16 protein-coding genes are annotated in these 15,286 nt (G+C 72.5%); 7 read left to right on the top strand and 9 right to left on the bottom strand.

Going from position 1 to position 15,286, the window contains the following annotated elements; genetic code table 11:
* Positions 1-49: 49 nt before the first annotated feature.
* The 3 genes from FHX44_RS10190 (at position 50) to FHX44_RS10180 (ending at position 2,301) form a co-directional block, all read left to right on the top strand.
* A complete protein-coding gene (locus FHX44_RS10190) occupies positions 50-652 on the top strand; it encodes a dihydrofolate reductase family protein (RefSeq protein WP_147255261.1) in 603 nt (200 codons plus the stop codon).
* A 103-nt stretch (positions 653-755) separates the two neighbouring features.
* Positions 756-1,994: a PP2C family protein-serine/threonine phosphatase gene (locus FHX44_RS10185; RefSeq protein ID WP_147255260.1), complete on the top strand. Its 1,239-nt coding sequence runs from the start codon at positions 756-758 to the stop codon at positions 1,992-1,994.
* A 64-nt stretch (positions 1,995-2,058) separates the two neighbouring features.
* A complete protein-coding gene (locus FHX44_RS10180; RefSeq protein ID WP_147255259.1) occupies positions 2,059-2,301 on the top strand; it encodes a hypothetical protein in 243 nt (80 codons plus the stop codon).
* A gap of 25 nt (positions 2,302-2,326) precedes the next feature.
* On the opposite strand, the gene proS is transcribed toward FHX44_RS10180, so the two are convergent.
* The gene (proS, locus tag FHX44_RS10175) at positions 2,327-3,736 is read right to left on the bottom strand and encodes a proline--tRNA ligase (RefSeq protein ID WP_147255258.1); all 1,410 of its coding nucleotides are present in this window, start codon (positions 3,734-3,736) and stop codon (positions 2,327-2,329) included.
* A gap of 37 nt (positions 3,737-3,773) precedes the next feature.
* Positions 3,774-4,766, bottom strand: coding sequence for a hypothetical protein (locus FHX44_RS10170; protein ID WP_147255257.1), 993 nt, complete (start codon positions 4,764-4,766; stop codon positions 3,774-3,776).
* Positions 4,767-4,942: 176 nt separating this feature from the next.
* Between FHX44_RS10170 and FHX44_RS10165 the strand changes: the two genes are divergently transcribed.
* Both FHX44_RS10165 and FHX44_RS10160 read left to right on the top strand, forming a co-directional pair.
* Complete coding sequence (locus FHX44_RS10165; protein ID WP_147255256.1) at positions 4,943-6,166, top strand: sensor histidine kinase; 1,224 nt, start codon at positions 4,943-4,945, stop codon at positions 6,164-6,166.
* Complete coding sequence (locus tag FHX44_RS10160) at positions 6,163-6,843, top strand: response regulator transcription factor (RefSeq protein WP_147255255.1); 681 nt, start codon at positions 6,163-6,165, stop codon at positions 6,841-6,843. The genes FHX44_RS10165 and FHX44_RS10160 overlap by 4 nt, the downstream gene beginning before the upstream one ends.
* Here the strand turns inward: FHX44_RS10160 and FHX44_RS10155 are convergent.
* From FHX44_RS10155 to FHX44_RS42720, 4 genes are all read right to left on the bottom strand, one after another.
* Complete coding sequence (locus tag FHX44_RS10155; protein ID WP_147255254.1) at positions 6,821-7,018, bottom strand: hypothetical protein; 198 nt, start codon at positions 7,016-7,018, stop codon at positions 6,821-6,823. The genes FHX44_RS10160 and FHX44_RS10155 overlap by 23 nt on opposite strands.
* Positions 7,019-7,112: 94 nt before the next feature.
* Positions 7,113-8,372: a kynureninase gene (locus tag FHX44_RS10150; RefSeq protein WP_147255253.1), complete on the bottom strand. Its 1,260-nt coding sequence runs from the start codon at positions 8,370-8,372 to the stop codon at positions 7,113-7,115.
* Positions 8,369-9,235 carry a tryptophan 2,3-dioxygenase gene (locus FHX44_RS10145; RefSeq protein ID WP_212612964.1) on the bottom strand — a complete coding sequence of 289 codons (867 nt, stop codon included), beginning with the start codon at positions 9,233-9,235 and terminating at the stop codon, positions 8,369-8,371. The genes FHX44_RS10150 and FHX44_RS10145 overlap by 4 nt, the downstream gene beginning before the upstream one ends.
* 48 nt (positions 9,236-9,283) lie before the next feature.
* Positions 9,284-11,257: an MFS transporter gene (locus FHX44_RS42720; protein WP_147255251.1), complete on the bottom strand. Its 1,974-nt coding sequence runs from the start codon at positions 11,255-11,257 to the stop codon at positions 9,284-9,286.
* Between the two features lie 239 nt (positions 11,258-11,496).
* Here FHX44_RS42720 and FHX44_RS10135 point away from each other — a divergent pair, with 239 nt between their 5' ends.
* Both FHX44_RS10135 and FHX44_RS10130 read left to right on the top strand, forming a co-directional pair.
* Complete coding sequence (locus FHX44_RS10135; protein WP_425469183.1) at positions 11,497-12,390, top strand: squalene cyclase; 894 nt, start codon at positions 11,497-11,499, stop codon at positions 12,388-12,390.
* A 214-nt stretch (positions 12,391-12,604) separates the two neighbouring features.
* Positions 12,605-13,276, top strand: a complete 672-nt coding sequence (locus FHX44_RS10130) for a TetR/AcrR family transcriptional regulator (protein WP_170308861.1) — start codon at positions 12,605-12,607, stop codon at positions 13,274-13,276.
* Positions 13,277-13,369: 93 nt separating this feature from the next.
* Here FHX44_RS10130 and FHX44_RS10125 read toward each other — a convergent pair whose 3' ends face one another.
* The 3 genes from FHX44_RS10125 to FHX44_RS10115 all read right to left on the bottom strand — a co-directional run bounded on the left by FHX44_RS10125 (position 13,370) and on the right by FHX44_RS10115 (position 15,232).
* The gene (locus tag FHX44_RS10125; protein ID WP_147255248.1) at positions 13,370-14,002 is read right to left on the bottom strand and encodes a hypothetical protein; all 633 of its coding nucleotides are present in this window, start codon (positions 14,000-14,002) and stop codon (positions 13,370-13,372) included.
* Positions 13,999-14,244 (bottom strand): hypothetical protein, encoded by a 246-nt coding sequence (locus tag FHX44_RS10120; protein ID WP_147255247.1) that lies wholly within the window; start codon positions 14,242-14,244, stop codon positions 13,999-14,001. The genes FHX44_RS10125 and FHX44_RS10120 overlap by 4 nt, the downstream gene beginning before the upstream one ends.
* 118 nt (positions 14,245-14,362) lie before the next feature.
* The gene (locus tag FHX44_RS10115) at positions 14,363-15,232 is read right to left on the bottom strand and encodes a GlxA family transcriptional regulator (protein ID WP_147255246.1); all 870 of its coding nucleotides are present in this window, start codon (positions 15,230-15,232) and stop codon (positions 14,363-14,365) included.
* Positions 15,233-15,286 lie beyond the last annotated feature (54 nt).

Below are 15,286 nucleotides of genomic sequence, written 5' to 3'. Positions count from 1 at the left end.
CCCGGCCCGGTCTACCTTCCGGCACATCCGATGCGAAGGGAGCACCACGATGGCGAAGGTTGTCTCGACACTGTTCATCTCGGCCGACGGCGTCGCCGAGATCGACCCCGACTGGCACTTCCCCTACTTCGACGAGAACATGGGCCGCGCGGTCGTCGAGGACTACGACACCGCCGACGTGCTGCTCATCGGCCGCGAGACCTACGACAGCTTCGCCGGGGCATGGCCCGACCGGGAGACCGCGGGCGGGGAGGACGCGGAGTTCGCCGAGCGGCTCGGGGACACGCGCAAGGTCGTCGTCTCGCGCCAGTCGCTGGAGTTCTCGTGGCGCAACTCCGAACTGATCGAGGGCGATCTCGTCGAGGCCGTCGCCGCGCTCAAGGCGGATGCGGGGGTCAAGGGCATCCTCATCCCGGGCTCGATCTCCGTCGTGCAGCAGCTGCTCGCCGCCGGGCTGGTCGACGAGCTCCGTCTGCTGGTGCACCCGGTTGCGGCGCGCAAGGGCCGCAGGCTCTTCGACGACGGCGACGCGCCCTATCACCTGAAGGTCAGGTTGACCGAGGCGTACCCGACGGGCGTGATCCGCGTGATCTACACGCCGAGCGAGGCGCCGGGCAAGGTCGGCTACGAGGAGGTCAAGGGGCAGGTCTGAGCCTGCGCTGCCCGGGAGTGGGCGTCGAGGCGGCTGCGTGACCGTCCGCTACCGGCAGGGCCGCGGCAGCCCCGATCGTGCGGCGTGCGGCTAGTCTCCCTCCATGGCGACGGACGTCGAGCTGCCGCGCGAGCGACTCCGTCGCATCGAGGCGATCACGGATACGGCGCTCGGACATCTCGGGGTCGAGGAGCTGCTCGCCGAGCTGCTCGACCGGGTGCGTGATCTCCTCGAGGTGGACACCGCGGCGGTGCTCCTGCTGGACCCGTCCGGGCAGTACCTCGTCGCGACGGCGGCCCGTGGCATCGAGGAGGAGGTGCGCCAGGGCGTCCGGATCCCACTCGGGAGGGGGTTCGCCGGGCGGATCGCCGCGCTGAAGGCGCCGGTCATCCTCGAGGCGGTCGACCACTCGAACGTCCTCAACCCGATCCTGCGCGACAAGGGGATCCGCTCCCTCCTCGGTGTTCCACTGATGTCCGGCGGCGAGGCGATCGGTGTCCTGCACGTCGGAAGCCTGACCACCCGGCTCTTCACGCCCGAGGAGACCGAGCTCCTCCAGCTCGCGGCCGATCGCGTGGCGCTCGCCACCCAGGCGAGGCAGATCCAGGTGTCGCGGGCTGCCGCCGCGACGCTCCAGCGCAGCCTCCTGCCCGCGAAGCTGCCTGCCGTGCCGGGCATGGAGTTCGCTTCCCGGTACGCACCCGGCGGCGGAGGACAGGTCGGGGGCGACTGGTACGACGTCTTCGACGTTCCGTCGGGGCACGTCTTCGTCGTCGTCGGCGACGTGGCCGGTCGCGGCATTCAGGCCGCCGTCGCGATGGGACGGCTCCGCACGGCCCTGCGCGCGTACGCCCTGCAGACCGACGACCCGGCCGACCTGCTCGCGCGCCTCGACGCGCACGTCCGGCACTTCGAGCACGGGATCATGGCCACGGTCCTGTGCGCGGTCCTGTCGCCGTCCAGTGATTGCCTGGTCGCGTCTTGCGCCGGCCACCCGCCACCGGTGACCACGCCACCCGATGCGCCGGCCCGCGTGGTGGACCTGCCGCCCGACCTGCCGCTCGGCGTCGACCCCACGCGCCCGCGGCGCGCCACCCCGATCCCGCTTCCGGCCGGGCACGCGCTCTTCCTCTACACCGACGGCCTCATTGAAAGGCGAGGGTTCTCCCCGGACGTCGGGATACGGAGGCTGTGCGCGGCCCTGTCCCCCGGACCGGCGGACGCCATCTGCGGAAAGGTGATGTTCGAGCTGCTCGGCGCCGAGCCGGCCGCCGACGACGTCGCCGTGCTGATGGTGTCGCGGCTGCTGGTGGACGGCGCCGGATTGTCGATGCCGACCTGAGCTCACGCATCCCGACCGGCGCTACGGTGGAGCGGGTACGTCGAGACGGGCGGGGGTGGATCGCGTGACGGTGGACGAGCTGGTCGTCGAGTTCGCGCTGGTCCGCCTCGACCACCCGGGCCTCGACCTCGAGGAGATCGCCGCGATGGTCGTCCGGCGGGCCGGGCCGGACCGGACCCTCGAGTTCGCGGCGCGGAACCTCGCCACGCGCGACGAGCTGCGGGGCGGCGCGTTCGAGTCGGCCGTCGAGTACGTGCTCCGGACCGTGCTGACGCTGCGCGACGAGGCCGACCGCGAGTGGATGTGAGCGCGGGATCGGTCGGCGACGCGCGTCAGTAGGCCCGGCCGATCAGCACGGTGTGCTCGGCGGGCATGCCGGTGATCAGGCAGGTGGGTGCGGGCGGGTCGGCGTCGACGATGCAGCGGATCGTGGCGCTGGTCCGCTCGCGGAGTGCCTGTTCGGACTCCTCGGTGCCGGACCAGGCGGCGAGGAACAGCCCTCCGTCACCGAGTCGCTGCGTGAAATCGTCGAAGTCGGTGACGGGGTGGGTGTTCTCCTCGCGGAAGGCCCGCGACCGGGTGAACAACGCCTGCTGGATCTCGTCGAGCAGGGCGATGGCAGCACGCGCGGCGCCGTCGAGCGGCACCTTGCTCTTGCTGCGGTCGTCGCGGCGGACCAGCGTGGCTTCACCTGCGGCGAGCTCCCGCGCGCCCAGCTCGATCCGGACGGGCACGCCCTTGATCTCCCAGTCGACGGACCGGCGTCCGAACGAGGTGTGGGTGCGGTCGTCGAGGTGCGTGCGGACCCCGGCGGCGCGCAGCTCGGCCTCGACGCGCCTTGCGGCCTCGCCTTCGGAGTCGAGCTGCATGATCACCACCTGGTGCGGCGCGATCGTCGGGGGCAGGCGCAGCCCGTGGTCGTCGCCGTGGACCATGATCGTCCCGCCGATCATGCGCGTGGACGTGCCCCATGAGGTGGTGGCGGCGTGCCGCCGCTCGCCGCCCGCGTCGAGGTACTGGATGTCGAAGGCACGCGCGAAGTTGTGGCCCAGGTTGTGGCTGGTGCCCATCTGCAGCGCCTTGCCGTCGCGCATCAGCGCCTCGCAGGTGAAGGTGTGGTCGGCGCCGGCGAAGCGCTCGCCCGGCGACTTCTCTCCCACGGCCACGGAGATGGCGAGGGTCTCCTCCATGAACCGCCGGTAGACCTCCAGCATGCGCCGGGTCTCCTCGACCGCGTCCTCGTAGGTGGCGTGGGCGGTGTGGCCCTCCTGCCAGAGGAACTCGGTGGTGCGCAGGAAGACCCGCGGGCGCAGCTCCCAGCGGACCACGTTGTTCCAGAGGTTGATCATCAACGGCAGGTCCCGGTGGGACTGCACCCACTTGGCGAAGTAGTGGTTGATGACCGTCTCCGAGGTGGGCCGCACCACCAGCGGTTCGGTGAGCTCCTCCCCGCCGCCGTGGGTGACCACCGCCAGCTCCGGGGAGAAGCCCTCGACGTGCTGCTTCTCCTTCTCCAGGAAGCTCATGGGGATGAACAGCGGGAAGGCGACGTTCTGGGCTCCCGTCGCCTTGATCCGCCGGTCCATGTCGGCCTGCATGAGCTCCCAGATCGCGTACCCCCACGGTCGGATGACCATGGTCCCCCGCGCCGGACCGTTGTCGGCCAGTTCGGCGCGCGCAACGACGTCCTGGTACCAGGCGGGGAAGTTCTCCGCCTGCGGGGTGAGTACGACCTTGGCCACGGTGGTGACGGTAGCCGTGCCGGCAAACGCTTATCGGCTAGCTGGGAACCGCGAAGACGTGGGTCATCGCGGAGTCGTGCTTCGGGTCCGAGGTGATCGGGCCGGTCTTGTCGGGGAGCTTCACCTCGCCGCCCACGGAACCGGGGTCGCCTGCCAGGTGGGTGGTCGTCACCTTGGCCTGGAAGTCCGTGCAGCCGGCCTTGAGCGGGACGATGGTGTAGAGCGGTACCGCGGCGTGGTTGACGCCCCGTTGCAGGGTCCGCTCGATCTGGGCGACCGGAGCGGACGGGCAGTTCGCGCCGCCCGAGGTCGACACGCTCAGCGCGAAGCGGGCCTTGACCGTGCACTTCGACGCGGTGTTGCAACGGTGGAACTCCACGTCGGCGATGACGGCCAGCTCCTTGAGACCGGCCGGGATCCTGCCGCTGAGGACGGGGGTCGTGACCGAGGACGTCACGGGCGTGTTCCCCGGCGGCAGGGAGCGCTGGAGGGCCGCGCCGTTCACGTCGCCGATGACGTCCTCGGACGCGAACCGCAGCTCGCTCTTCACGGTCTCGCGGGAGACGTTGGGCGAGGTGGACGCCGTGCGCAGGTACTGGTTGCACGTGAGCTCGCCGGAGGTTGTCGCCTTGACCAGGAACCGGGTGACGACAGTGATCGTGCTGAGCGGGGATCCGCTGGTCCGCGGCATCACGTTCTCGCCCATGACGACGTTCGCCTTGCCGGCCCCCGAGCACCGCACCTCGTTGTCGATGAGGTTGACGTCGTCGGCCTCGGAGGCGGTCACCGTGGAGTAGACGTACGCGGTTCTGCCGGCCTGGAGCGTGGTGTCGATCGTGGCGAGCGCCACCACCTTCTGGATCGGCTTCTCGCCCTTCGTGGTGTCCGGAGCCTTAGGGACATCGGTGATGACGGCCGGACCGAACGTGTCGGACTTGGCGGACGTGGTGGCACTCGCCTCGAAGGCGGTGCCCCCTGCCATCACGGTCGCCACCGCGAGCACGGCGGCACATCGTCGGAAGAGGTTCACGGATTCCCCCGTGTTTGCTGTACTGGATCGACCCGGCGTGTCGACGTTCGTCGAGCGGATCATGACGGCGCGCAGGATCTAATGATCAACGCACCGGCGCGTCCTTCCCCGGGAGGACATGACTCGTCCGCCCGGGGGCGGACGACGGGACGCATCCGGTGCGAAATGATGCGATCATGACGTCCGCCCCGACCCGGATGCAGTGGCGCGACCGGGCCCGCGACCTCGCCGTCGTGGTGGGCGGATGCGGGCTCGACCTGGTCGGGTTCTCTCAGGTCTTCTCGGGCGCCGAGGCGTTTCCGGCCTGGGTCGCCGGATACGCGGCCGCCGGGTTCGTCGCGCTGTTCTGGCGGCGCCGAGCACCCCGCGTGGTGTTCGCGGTGATGTGGCTGCACGCGGTGATCGCCGCGGTCGCGATCCCGTCGTACGGGCCCGTGGTCGGGTTGATGATCGCCCTGTTCGCCGTGGCGAACCGGTCATCGCGCGCGGCGGGGATCTGGGCGCTCGCCCTGAGCCTTGTCCCGACGGTGATCCTGACCGCCGGTGAGGTCGCCGGGTCCCCGCCCGAGCTGGTGCTCTCCGTGCTGGTGGCGTCGTTGACGCTGCTCTCGCTGGTCAATGCCGGAGCGTGGAGCCTCGGCCGGTGGGCGCGCGCGCACCACGAGCGGCTCGACCTGCTCGAGCGGCAGCGCCGCCGCGAGGCGCAGGACGCCCTCGCCGCCGAGCGCGCCCGCATAGCCCGTGACCTGCACGACATCGTCTCCCACTCCGTCGGCGTGATGACCCTGCAGGCCGCGGGCGCCCGCCGCGTGCTGGCGGCCGGGAAGCAGGACCGCGCTGCCCAGGCCCTCGCCGACATCGAGGGAGCCGGCACGCAGGCCATGACCGAGCTGCGACGCATGCTCGGCGTCCTGCGCGTCGACGGGCGACCGGACGACGACGGGTCCGGCGACGCGGACGAGCCCGAGACGCAGCCCCGGGTCGGGCTCGACGAGCTCGAGCCCCTCGTCCAGCGCGTGCTCGCCGCCGGCGTGCCGGCCCGCGTCGTGCGGCACGGGCGGCCGCGCGCCCTCGACCTGGGGGCGGACCTGACGGCGTACCGCATCGTCCAGGAAGCCCTCACCAACGTTCTGAAGCACGCAGATGTGGGCGTGCCCACCGTCGTCGAGCTGCGGTGGGGCGGCAGCGAGCTGGAACTCTCGATCACCAACGACGCGCCGACCGGCCCGGTCGAGCCGCGGCCCGCGTCCGGCTACGGCCTGATCGGCCTGCACGAGCGGGTGGCGGCCGTCGGTGGCCACTTCGCCGCGGGCCCGCTGCCCGACGGCGGGTTCCGGGTCGCTGCCACGCTGCCCGCTGCCGTCCCGGCCCCCGCGGTCGCCACCGCGGAACGCGCATGATCCGCGTCATCGTCGCGGACGACCAGCCACTCGTGCGAAGCGGTCTGGCGATGCTGCTCGACGCCGAGCCCGACGTCGAGATCGTCGGGGAGGCCGCCGACGGCGCCGAGGCCGTCGATCAGGCCGGGCGCCTGCAGCCCGACCTCGTGATCATGGACGTGCGCATGCCCGTGATGGACGGGGTGGAGGCGACCCGGCGCGTCACCGCGGATGCCTTCGCCGGGGACGCCGACCGGCCGGTGAAGGTCCTCATCCTCACGACGTACCACGTCGACCGCACGGTGCACGAGGCGCTGCGCGCCGGGGCGTCCGGCTTCCTGCTCAAGGACGCGGCACCCGCCGACCTCCTCGCGGCTACGCGGGCCGTCGCCGCCGGTGACGCCTGGCTCCAACCGGCCGTCGCCCGTGATCTGCTCGCCGAGTTCGCCGCGCGCCCCGAGCAGCGTTCACCCGCTCCGGAGGTGATGGCGCGGCTCACTCCGCGCGAGACCGAGGTGCTCGTCCACATCGCACACGGCCTGACCAACCCGGAGATCGCCCAGCGTCTCCACGTCAGCGAGGTCACCGTGAAGACCCACGTCGGACGGATCTTCATGAAGCTCGATCTCCGCGACCGCGTGCACGCGGTGATCACGGCCTACGAGACCGGGTTGGTCACTCCCAGCAGGCGCGGGTGATCCGGCACAGCCCCACCGGGTCGCCCGGGTCGGTGTCGGCCGCTGACACCGACGTGATCGGGCGCGGCGCGGCGTCGATGACGTGCGCCGAACCGACCACGGCCGCCAGGCTCCCGAGGAGCAGGGCCAGCCCGACGATCGACGATCGCCTGCGACCACGCACGATGTTGGTCATAGTGCCTCCAGACGCACTCGGCCGGAGCCGTTCCCCGGCCGGGTGACCCTACTGATCAACAGCCCGCCCGGGCCGACCGACCCCGATCACGGAGTCAGCCGATCCGCCCTTCGAGGATGTCGCGCAGCACGGCGAGCCCGTCGTGGAGTTCGGTGAACGAGGTGGACAGGGGTGCCGGGCCGATGCGGATGGCGTCGGGTTCGCGGTAGTCGGGCAGCACGCCGCGGGCCCAGAGCTGGTCGACGACGTCGCGGAAGCCGGGCCGGTGGATGGTGATGTGTCCGCCGCGGCGCTCGGGCTCGCGGGGGGAGATGACCCGGACGCCGTGCGGGACGAGCCAGGCGTCGACGAGGTCGAGAGCGTATCCGGTGAGGGCGAGTGACTTGGTGCGCACGGCCGTGATGCCGGCTTGCTCGAGCAGGTCGAGGGAGGCGAGCAGGGGGACGGCGGCGAGGATCGGTGGGGTGCCGGACACCAGGTGCCGGATGCCGGCGGCTGGGACGTAGCCGGGGCCCATGGTGAACGGCTCCGCGTGCCCCATCCAGCCCTGGATGGGCTGGCGCAGCCGGTCGTGCAGGTCGCGGCGGAGGTAGGCGAAGGCGGGGGAGCCCGGCCCTCCGTTGAGGAACTTGTAGGTGCAGCCCACGGCGAGGTCGACGCCCCACTCGTCGAGGGCGAGCGGCACGGATCCGGCGGAGTGGCACAGGTCCAGCAGCACGTACGCGCCCGCGTCGTGGGCGGCCGCGACGATGGAGGGGGCGTCGGCGAGCCAGCCGGATCGGTAGGCGACGTGGGAGATCAGCACCAGCGCCGTGTCCGGGCCGACGGCCCCGCCGATCTGGTCGGGGGTGACGCCCGCGGCGATGTCGGCGTCGAGCCGGCGGACGGTGCCGCCGCGCTCGGCGGCGATGGCGTCGACGATGTAGCGGTCGGTGGGGAAGTCGTCGGCGAAGGTGACGATCACCCGCCGGGCCGGGTCGGCGGCGGTGGCGGCGTCGACGGCGGCGCGGGCGAGCTTGTAGAGCAGCACGGTGGTGGAGTCGGCCAGCACGGTCTGCCCCGGTGCGGCGCCCAGGGCGAGTGCGGCGATGCGGTCCCCGACCCGCTGCGGCCAGTCCATCCACGGGCCGTCCGGGCCGTCCTCGGTCCAGCCGCGGATCAGGCGTTGCCCCCAGGCGTGGTGCACGAACTCGCCCAGCCGGTTCGCGGCGTCGGCGACCGGGCGGCCGAGGGAGTTGCCGTCGAGGTAGGCCACGACCCCGGGCGCGGGCAGGAACCGGTCCCGCAGTGCGGCGAGGGGGTCGGCGGCATCCAGGTCGGCGGCGCGTTCCGCCCACGTGCGCGTACCGGTCATGCGTGGATCTCGGTGCGGACGGCGAACAGCTCGGGGAAGAAGGTGAGGTCGAGCGCGGCGCGCAGGAACGCGACCCCGCTGGATCCGCCGGTGCCCCGGACGGTCCCGATCGTGCGCTCCACCGTCTTGAGGTGGCGGAAGCGCCACAGCTGGAAGTTCTCCTCCAGATCCACCAGCTCCTCGCAGGTCTCGTAGGCCTCCCAGAACTCCCGGGAGTGCTCGTAGATGCGGCGGAACACCGGCACCAGTTCGGGGGTGAAGGTGTGCGGCTGGGTGACGTCGCGGCTCAGCAGGGGTTCGGGCACGGCGTGCCCGTGCCGGTGCAGGTGGTGCAGGAACTCGTCGTAGACGGTCGGCTCCGTGAGCACGGTCTGCAGCAGCTCGCGGGCGGACTCGTCGTGGGCGAACAGCTGGATCATCGCCTGGTTCTTGTTGCCCAGCACGAACTCCACCGCCCGGTACTGGTAGGACTGGAACCCCGACGACGTGCCCAGGAACCGGCGGAACTCCGCGTACTCCGACGGGGTCAGCGTCGCCAGCACCGACCACTGCTCGGTGAGCTGGCGCTGGATGTGCTTCACCCGGGCCAGACCCTTCAACGCCGGGCGCAGCTCGTCGGCCTGCAGCCGGTCCCGCACCGCCCGCAACTCGTGCAGCACCAGCTTCAGCCACAGCTCGGAGGTCTGGTGCGCCGCGATGAACAGCAACTCGTCGTGGTGCACCGGACGGCTCACCGGATGCTGGGCCGACAGCAACTGATCCAGGTGCAGGTAGGCCCCGTAGGAGAGGTTCACCCTCTCCCCGGTGCCCCCGAACTCCCGGACCACACCCTCCTCGAGGGGCCGGAGGTTCTCGCCGTTCACCGTCACCCCATCACGGTTCCAGAACTTCCCGGCGTGCGCTCGTGCTACTCACCGTCTCGGCGCGAGGAGGAGCTCGTCGGGGTAGCACCAGGCCCAGTCCTCGCCGGGCTGGAACGACTGGACGAGCGGGTGCGAGGTGGCGTGCCAGTGCCCGGTCGCGTGGCGGCCGGGGGAGTCGTCGCAGCACCCGACGTGCCCGCAGCTCAGGCACGTGCGGAGGTGGACCCACGTGCCGCCGTCGCGCAGGCAGTCCTCGCATCCCTGGGCGGTGCCGGGGGACACGCCGGGGGAGATCTGGTCCAGGTGCGTGCAGGTCGCATCGGTCGGCCGTCCGCCCGCGTCCCCGACGACGGTGAACCCGCCGGTCCGGACGGATGCGGTCGCCGGTGCGCCGGCCGGACGGATCAGGACGGCGGCCACCAGGACACCGAGTGCGATGACCCCGATCCCCACGAGGAACACGATCGTCAGCGCCTGCGAGAAGGACGTCGTGTACGCGGGGACGAGTGCGGTCGCGGCGCGGCCGAGCGAGCGCGCCGCGCCGTCGACGTCGCCCGATGCGGCCAGTTCCGCCGCGGCGACGGCCTGCGGCCCCGGCACCCCACCTGCGGCGAGACGGGAGCCCGTCCCGTCGGCGAGCCGGGACTCGAAGACGGCGCCGAGGCCTGCGATCCCGGCCGCGATGCCGAGTTGGCGGGCGGTGTTGTTGATCCCGGACGCCATGCCGCTGTGCGCGGCGTCCACCGTGCTGAGCGCCGCGACGGTCATCGTCGGGTTGACCACGCCCGCGCCGATGCCGAAGACCAGTAGCGCCGGAAGCAGCCGCAGGCCACCGGACTCCGCGCCCAGGTCGAGCATGAGCGCAAGGCCCACGCCGCACAGCACCAGGCCGCCGACCAGGGAGACCCGCACGCCGAGCCGGGCCACCACCCGGGCCGCCAGCAACGACACCACCAGCGAGGCCACCGCGAACGGTGCGACCTCCAGGCCGGCGACCGTCGGGCTCGAGCCGCGCACCTGCAACAGGAACAGGGTGAGGTACACCAGCGGGGCGAACCCGGCGGCGGCGAACACCACGGCCACCAGCGTGGCGCCGAGGAACGTCGGATTGCGCATGAGCGCAGGCGCGATCAGCGGCGTCCTGCTGCGGAACTCGACCAGCGTGAACAGCCCGAACAGCAGCAGCGCCCCGCCGGCCATGGCGAGCGTGACCGGGGCGAGCCAGCCCACCGCGTTGCCCCGCTGGATCAGCACGATCACCAGCACCATGCCGCCCGTGAGGAGCGCGGCGCCCGGCCAGTCCAACCTGGTCGCGGCGCTGTCACGGCTCTCGCGGAGGTGCCGCAGCCCGACCACGGCGGTGGGGAGGACCAGCACCACGGCGAGCGCGAACTGGGCGCGCCAGGAGATGGCCTCCACGAGGATCCCGCCGAGCAACGGGCCCAGCGCGATCGCGCCCGACACGCTCGCGCCCCAGACCCCGATCGCCCTGGCCCGCGCCGGCCCGTCGAACTCCGCCGCGATCAACGCGAGCCCGGACGGGAAGAGCGCCGCCGCGCCCGCGCCCTGCACCAGCCGTCCGAGGATGAGCAGCCCCGACGTGGGCGCCAGTGTGCACAGCAGGGACCCGGCCCAGAACCCGGCGAGGCCGAGCAGGAACAGCCTGCGCCGGCCGTACCGGTCGCCGAGTGCGCCGCCCGCCAGCAGCAGCGAAGCCAGCACCAGCGCGTACGCCGACAGGACCCACTGCTGCGCGCTGAACCCGGCGGACAGCTCGGCCGCGATCGCCGGCAGCGCGACGTTCGGTGCGGTCACGTTGAACAGCAGCAGCGCCGAGGCCAGGCACACCACGGCCAGCGTCCACCGCTGGCAGCGCCGGGCGCCCTCCGTGGTCTCGCCGGGCGGCCGCGCCGCCGCCGGCACGTCCGGATGTGCCGGGCACGCCCCCAGCCCGGCGGCCGGGAACAGCCGTGCCACGCCGTGGCGCCGTGACTCGAGGTTCGCCTGGCCTGACGCCGTCATCACGCCTCGCCCCCTCCCGGGCTGCCGTGCCAGGTCGGATTACACCCTTACGCCGCGGCCGGGACAACCGCCCGAGGCGCCCGGGCGATCGCCGGCACCGGAAGCGCAGCGACGGATCTGCTGTCATGGCACGGCATCGCACTGACTTGCGCTACGGTCGCCACGTGCCGAGCGAGGCCCTGCTCACATGGCTTCGCGACTCCGACCCCGCATTGCGCTGGCAGGTCGAGCGCGACCTCATGGGTGAACCGCCCGAAGTCTGGGAAGAGACCCGGGCACGGGTCGCGACGGAGGGCTTCGGCGCCCGGCTGCTGGCGCTCCAGGATCCGGACGGGCAGTGGGCGGGCGGCGCGTTCTTCCCCGCGGATTTCGATCCCGAGACGGGCGAGACCGGGCAACCGTGGACGGCGACGACGTGGACGCTCAACTCGCTGCGCGAGTGGGGCCTCGACCCCGCCGTCCTCCGGGAGCGCCGCACGGCCGAGCTGATCGCCGAGAACAGCCGCTGGGAGTACGAGAACCTCCCGTACTGGGACGGCGAGGTCGACTGCTGCATCAACGCATGGACCGTCCAGAACGGCTTGTGGCTCGGCGCCGGGATCAGCGGCATCGTCGACTGGTTCGTCGAGCACCGGCTGCCGGACGGCGGCTGGAACTGCGAATGGGTCGAGGGCTCGACGCGATCGTCGTTCCACTCGACGCTCAACTCCCTCAAGGGGTTGCTCGCCTACGACGCCGCGACCGGGGGCACGGACGCCACGCGCGCGGCCCGGCGGTCCGGCGAGGAGTACCTGCTGCACCGCGGGCTCTTCCGCCGTCTCTCGACCGGCGAGCCGGTGGCACCGTGGGTGGACCGGTTCGCCTATCCGTTCCGCTGGTCCTACGACGTGCTGAATGCGGCCGAGTACTTCCGGGAGGCGTCGCTGCTCGACGGCAGGGCACCCGACCCGCGCATGGCCGACGCGATCGAGCTCGTCCGAGCTGCGAGGCAGCCGGACGGCACCTGGCTGCAGGCGCGCCGGCACCCGGGCCGGGTGTGGTTCGAGGTCGACGTGCCGGCGGGAGAGCCGTCGAAGTGGCTCACCCTGTTCGGCACCCGCGTGCTCGCCTGGTGGGACTCCCGCATTCCCTGAGGGCCGGGTCTTTGTCCCTCGTACCGCGAGATCTTGTCGGCCGTGAGCGGGCGTGCCGGCCCGCCGGGGCACGCGCGCGGGCCGGGTGGGCAGCTGCCGCTCGGCTCGGGCGAGTTCAAGGTCGAGTACCGGCCCGGCGTGCGGATCCACTGTTGTACCGTCAGCGCGGTTCGGGGGCGGCACGGGTGGTCGGACGACCGGGAGACGGTGGATCGTGGACGAGCGGCCGGCCGACCCGCGGGTCCGGGCCGCCCGGACCAAGCGGATCCGCACCCGCGCCGCGCTGATCGCGGCGGCCGACTCCGCCTTCAGCCGCCGGGGCTGGGCCGCGACGCGCATCGAGGACATCGCCGACGCCGCAGGGGTCAGCCCGGCCACGGCGTACAACCACTTCCCGACCAAGCACGCCCTGCTCGGCGCCGTGTACGAACCCCACGTCCGCGGCCTCGTCCACCAGGCCGAGCAGGACATCGCCGCCGGACGCCCCGTCGTCGACGCGCTCGTCGACCAGGTCAACGCGCTGGCGCGCCTCAGCTGGTACCACCGCGGGCTGACGGCGTCGTTCACGGCGGCCGTGTTCGACTACACGATCCGCACCGGGAAGGCGCCGGATCCCGATGACGAGGCCGACCCGCGGATCCTCGCTCCCCTCAACGTGCCACTCCTGCTGCTCGTCCAGCACGGGCAGGCCACCGGTGAGCTGCGCTCCCACCCGCCCGCCAACGAGATCAGCGGCATCGTCGTCAACCTGCTTCTCGTGCGGAGCATCAACCGCAAGGAGGAGCCGCCTGCCGTCATCGCCGACCTGATGCTCACGCTGCTCTTCGGCGCGCTCCGCCCCGAACTCGTCGTCGCCCGCGACGGCGACGGTTCGGTGTGGGGCTGAACTCGTCAGCCGGACCCCCGCTTGTAGAGGAAGCCGCTGGAGCCGGGCGTTGTCGTGGTGGATCGTGATGCTCGGCGTCGGGTCCCTCCACCCTCACCGAGCGCGCGAGACGAGGCGCGTCAGGAACGGTGTCGCGAGGTCGAACGCCGTCGCCATCAGCGCCGGTGGCCTCTGGTTGAGGGTGTCCTCGCTGGGCAGCTCGGCGAAGTCGACGTGCTTGGCCGGGACGCCCGCGGCCGCGAGGACCCCGACGAGCTCGTCCGCGACGATCCCGTACCCGCAGGTCGTCGGGTGTATGCCGTCGAGCCCGAAGAGACCTCCCTGCAGCCTGCCGGTCCGGTCGGAGCGGAAGAAGCGGGTGTCGAGGTCCGCGAGGTCCGACGGGAGCCGCTGGGGCTGCCAGGCGTGGTGTTCGCCGGCCTCGGCGTCGGTGACGAACCGGCGGTACGCCAGGCCGTCGAGCACCCCGCACAGGTCGAAGAGGAACCAGTCCCGGCCGTGGCTGCGGGCATGGCGGACGGCGTCTGCGATGGTGTCGTTGTACTGGTCGATCGCCGAGTCCACGGCGCGCGCCTGCTGGTGGGTGAGGTGCCGGTGCTTGGCGGGGTCGAAGCTCGCCTCGCCGATCCAGGGGTCGGTGTAGAAGGGGAAGTACCGCGAGCCGGGGCGCCACTTCTGGCCGGGTGCCTGCGGGTTGACCCCCTTGGCGATCGGGGCGATGGTCACGTGGGGCACTGTGGCGAGGACGACGCGCCGCGTGTCGATCGCCTCGACCGCGCGCACCAGCTCGGCGAACCGACCGTGACGAGCCGGTGGACGGGGTCGGTCGGTGGGGCCGGGACGTCCGGGTCGCGCGGACCGAGCTGGACCCCGAGCGTCGGGTCGTCGACGCGCGGTCGCAGCAGATCGGTCACCACGACGTCCGGCGGGGTGTTCGGGTCCAGATACTCCGGTGGCAGCGCAGCCATGTCCCCTCCTCGCGATCGCTCGCCGGCTCATCCTGGTCCGGCGGTGGAGGAGCGGAGACCGCAGCGGGGTGATACCGCGCGCGGCCGGGGCCGGACCGAGCGGCCCGTGCCGCGTTCGCTATCCCGCGCGGCTGGGCAGATCGACGTGCTCGCGCTCGCGCGCCGCGCGCCGGTACGACTGCGGGGACTCACCGGTGACGCGGGTGAACTGCAGCCGGAAGTTGCTCGTGCTGCCGAAGCCGGTCATCCGGGCGATCCGCTCGACCGGTTCGCAGGTGGTGTCGAGCAGGTGCTGGGCGCGGCGGATGCGCTGGGCGAGCAGCCACTGCATCGGGGAGGTGCCGAGCGCGGCCTCGAACCGCCGGGCGAGGGTGCGGGAGCTCACGTGCGCGGCCCGCGCGAGGTCGGCGAGGCTGAGCGGTTGGGCGAGCCGCGCGGTGGCCCACTCGATCACCTCGGCGAGGTCGTCGGCGCTGGCGGGACCGTCGTCGTGCCGCGCGAGCTCCCGGCACAGCTCGATGGTGGTGGTGCCGCCCGCACAGGTGCGGATGCCGCCGTCGACGACGGTGGGCGCCGAGCCGTCGACGAGGACGCGCGGGAAGCGGCGCCGCAGGTCGTCGGCGAGATCGTGGCGGGTGGTCGCGCGGCGGCCGGTGAGCAGGCCTGCTGCGGCGAGGACGAAGGTGCCGGAACCAGTCCCGACGATCCGGGCACCCCGGCCTGCGGCGGTGCGGAGCGCGTGGGTGATCGCGGGCGGCGGGTCGATCGGCCGGCCGGAGCCGCCCGGGACGATCACCGTGCCCGCTGCGGCCAGCCGGTCGAGGCCGTGCGGCGCCTCGATCGAGAAGCCCGACGCGAGCGTGACCCGGCCCGGTGTGGCCGCGCAGAACCGCATCGCGTACCGCTTGTGCGCGAGCACCTCGGCCGGCATCCCCAGCTCGACGATCGATGCGTTCGGCGTCGTCAGCAGCGCCACCGTGTGTTTCACAGCGTGTCGTTCTCCCGGCACGGCGTGACTCTCCGCGAGCACGTGGCCCGAGGC

Origin of the sequence: Pseudonocardia hierapolitana, assembly GCF_007994075.1 — a bacterium.
GTDB classification, from domain to species: domain Bacteria; phylum Actinomycetota; class Actinomycetes; order Mycobacteriales; family Pseudonocardiaceae; genus Pseudonocardia; species Pseudonocardia hierapolitana.
Note: the sequence above shows the minus strand (reverse complement) of the source record. Positions and strands in the feature narration are given on the sequence as shown.